Below are 3,435 nucleotides of genomic sequence, written 5' to 3' on the forward strand. Positions count from 1 at the left end.
GTCAGACCGGCGGCTGCCGTTTCCGCGATGCCTTCTACACGGGTCACCAGCGTACCGATGGACTGTAAGCAATTCCGAAAGCAGCATCTGGCCTATCTCGACGACACGCTGCCCGGCGATGAGATGGCCTTGGCTCAGCATCATGTGATGGTGTGCGATGGCTGCGCCGCGCACGATGCGCTGGTGCGTCGCTCGCTGATGGTGGCGCGCAGCATGCCCATGCTGGAGCCCAGTGCTGATTTTCAGGCGCGCTTGCGTGCCCGTTTGGCCGAATGCCGCGACGAATGCCGCGACGAGCGCGCGGCCCTGCTGACCGCGCCCCAGCCGGCCAGCTCCCGGAACTCGCGCGTGGTGTTGGCGGTGGCAGCGAGTGCGATGCTTGGCGCGTTCGTCTGGCAGGGATGGACTCCGGCGGCCCCGGAGCTCTCGATGCAGCCCGTACTGGCCGCGACGCCGGCGACGCCCACCCCGGTCCCGTATCTCACGCCAGAGCTGATGCAGGCGATGGCGACCGGCAATCCGGTCTGGCCGGCGGCGATGCTCATCGAAGATGCCCCGACGCATTTCGTGCGCAGCGAATTCACACCGGCCGCCTTTTCCGAATTGCGCTGAAGTTCGACCGGCGGTCCCTTATCTTCACGGGATGGCCAAGGAATCGTCGCCCCTCCGCGTCGTGCAAGCCGCGATTCAGTCGCGGACCTTCGCGCCTGTGTACTACCTCCACGGCGACGACGACTACCTGAAGGATGGCGCGGTGCGCGATCTGCTGGCGGCGGCGATCGACCCGGGCACTCGTGACTTCAACTGCGAAATCCGTCGCGCCAGTGAACTGGACGCCGAAGCGGTGAGCAGTTTGCTCTCCACTCCGCCGATGCTGGCCGAGAAGCGCGCGGTGGTGCTTCGTGACGTGACGGCGCTCAAGAAGGCGGCGCGACAGCAGCTGGATCTGTACTTGAAGCGGCCGGCCAGCGACACGCTGTTGCTGCTGGTGAGTCCGGCCGGCACGAAGGTCGATGCGGCAATCGCCACCGCGTCGGAGGCGCTCGAGTTCGCGCCACTCACCCCCGATCGCGTGCGCCGCTGGATCGCGCATCAGGCCACCACCGTGCTGGGCGTGACCATCGCCGACGATGCGGCGCAGCTGTTGCAGCAGGCCGTCGGCAACGATCTGCATCAGCTGGCGTCAGAGCTCGACAAGTGCGCGAGCTATGCGATGGGCGTGCACCATGCCGTTGGCGACTCGGCGGCCAGTGTGAGCGAGGCGCGCGCCACCATCGATGTGGACGCCGTGTCGGCGGTGGTCGGTATTCGCCGCGGGGAAACGGTCACTGATCTGCTCGATGCGGTCGCCCGCCAGGACGCCGCCGCGGCGGTGACGTTGGTGGCGCATGTCCTGTCGCAACCAAAAGTTACGGCGGTGCAAGTGGTGATGATGCTGAGCACGCAGGCGTTTGCCCTGTCGTTCGGGCGCGCCCGGCGTGACGCCGGCATTCCCACCAACCGCTTGCCGCAGGAGTTCTTCGCCTTCCTGAAGGCCACCGGCGGGTATCCCGGCCGACCGTGGAACGAGGCGTCCTCGGCGTGGACGAAGGTCACGGAGCAGTGGAGTGCGGCGTCGTGCGAGAAGGCCCTCGCCCTGTTGCTGGAAGCCGATATGGCGCTCAAGGAAACCACGGTCTCGAATGCGGAGCAGATCCTGATGTCCCTCGTGCTCGGCCTCTGTGCCACCCGTCGCCGGAAGGCGGCCTGATGCTTCGTTCCCCTCGCGCAGTGCTGGTGATGGCGACCGCCGGGTGCGCCGCGATGCTGCTGATTGCCCCGGCGCTGTCGGCGCAGGTCACGCCGGCGGTGGAACGGGTCAGCGCGCGTGCCCGCGCCCTTGTGGATAGTGGCGATGGCGCTACGGCGCGCGTGCTGATGGATTCGCTGGTGGGTGCGGTGCCAGCGGGAACCGCCGATTTCGCCGAAGCGCTGTACTGGCGCGCGGTCCTGGCCGAGGGGATCGGTGACGCCGAGCGCGATTGGAAGCGGTTAGTGATCGACGTCCCGTTGTCACCGCGCACGCCCGACGCGCTGGTGCGGTTGGGGGAGCTGGACATGCTGCGCGGACATCCCGCGGAAGCGCGCGTGTATTTCACGCGCCTGCTCCGCGACTTTCCGGCGGGCCCCTATCGCACGCGGGGGTTGCTGTGGTTGACGCGCAGCTACTTCGACGAGCGCAACCTGACCGGCGGCTGCACCGCGCTCGATTCGTTGCGGCGGGTCGAGATCCCTGACGGTGAACTGAAGTTGCAGTCGGACGAACTGCAGCGACGGTGTGTGGGCGTCCCGCGGACTGTCGCACCGGTTACCCCGCCAGCGGTGGCCGCGACGCCGGTGGCCGCTGCGCCGGTGGCGCCGACGTCGGCAGCGCCGACGCCGGCAGCGGGATCCGGACGCTACTCGGTGCAGCTGGCGGCGTACGATACGCGCGCGGAAGCCGCCGCCGCTGTGCAGCGCTTCACCAAGCGTGACATCGAGGCCCGCATCGACGGCGAGCAGAAGCCGTTCCGGGTGCGTGTGGGGTACTACGCGACGCGCGCGGAGGCGGTCAGCGCCCTGAGCAGGCTGAAGAAGCTCGGGCTTGGCGGATTCGTCGCGGAGCGCGCGCCGTGAGCGGTGCGGCTACGCCGCTGATGCAGCAGTACCGGGAGATCAAGTCGCGTCATCAGGATGCGATTCTGTTTTTCCGCATGGGTGATTTCTACGAAATGTTCTACGACGACGCCGAGACGGCGTCGCGGGCGATCGGGCTGACGCTCACGTCGCGCAACAATGGCGGGGCGGCCGAGGTGCCGCTGGCGGGCATCCCGGTAAAGGCGGCCGCGGAGTATTTGCGTCGCCTGGTGGGGCAGGGCTTCCGCGTCGCCATCTGCGAGCAGGTGGAGGACCCGAAGCTGGCGAAGGGGATCGTCAAGCGCGAAGTGGTGGAGACGATCACGCCCGGCGCGGTGTTTGCTGACGATCTGCTGGACGGTGCGCGGGCGAACTATGTGTGCGCCATCGCGACCGGCCGCGATACATCGCGTGACGGATCGCGTGATCAGATCGGCATCGCGGCCGCCGATCTGTCGACCGGCGAGTGGCGCCTGTTTCTGGTGACGCCGATGGATGCCCCCGCGGTGTTGGCGCGATTGGCGCCGCGCGAGCTGCTGGTGGTGCGTGGCGCATCGCACCCCGAGCTGGCCACGGCGATGCAGGCGGTGGACAACGTGCTGGTGACCGAGCGCGATGGATGGGAATTCGACGCGCAGCTGGCTGGCGATGAACTGGCGCGCCAGTTCGATGTGCGCTCGCTGGAAGGCTTCGGACTGGGCAGTGATGATGCGGGCGCGATCGGCGCGGCGGGGGCGCTGTTGCGCTACCTGCGCGAGCTGCAGCCGGGTGGACTGCCGC

The 3,435-nt window shown here is 68.2% G+C and carries 3 protein-coding genes and 1 pseudogene; all 4 read left to right on the top strand.

Translation table 11 applies throughout. The features are described from left to right. Positions 1-27 precede the first annotated feature (27 nt). Positions 28-612 (top strand): zf-HC2 domain-containing protein, encoded by a 585-nt coding sequence (locus ACIRA7_RS15900; protein WP_396221815.1) that lies wholly within the window; start codon positions 28-30, stop codon positions 610-612. Positions 613-643: 31 nt separating this feature from the next. Continuing rightward, a complete protein-coding gene (holA, locus tag ACIRA7_RS15905; protein WP_396221816.1) occupies positions 644-1,750 on the top strand; it encodes a DNA polymerase III subunit delta in 1,107 nt (368 codons plus the stop codon). Next, positions 1,750-2,655 carry an SPOR domain-containing protein gene (locus ACIRA7_RS15910; protein WP_396221817.1) on the top strand — a complete coding sequence of 302 codons (906 nt, stop codon included), beginning with the start codon at positions 1,750-1,752 and terminating at the stop codon, positions 2,653-2,655. Before holA ends, ACIRA7_RS15910 begins: the two co-directional genes overlap by 1 nt. After that, positions 2,652-3,435 (top strand): annotated as a pseudogene (locus ACIRA7_RS15915) (DNA mismatch repair protein MutS); the annotation flags it as partial. The gene ACIRA7_RS15910 and the pseudogene ACIRA7_RS15915, both read left to right, overlap by 4 nt.

It is taken from the genome of Gemmatimonas sp., from assembly GCF_044376735.1.
GTDB lineage: Bacteria > Gemmatimonadota > Gemmatimonadetes > Gemmatimonadales > Gemmatimonadaceae > Gemmatimonas.

Bases quoted from the DNA above. Each gene is read 5' to 3' on its own strand.
- ACIRA7_RS15900 (WP_396221815.1), top strand. From the start codon at position 28: ATGCCTTCTACACGGGTCACCAGCGTACCGATGGACTGTAAGCAATTC.
- holA (WP_396221816.1), top strand. From the start codon at position 644: ATGGCCAAGGAATCGTCGCCCCTCCGCGTCGTGCAAGCCGCGATTCAG.
- ACIRA7_RS15910 (WP_396221817.1), top strand. From the start codon at position 1,750: ATGCTTCGTTCCCCTCGCGCAGTGCTGGTGATGGCGACCGCCGGGTGC.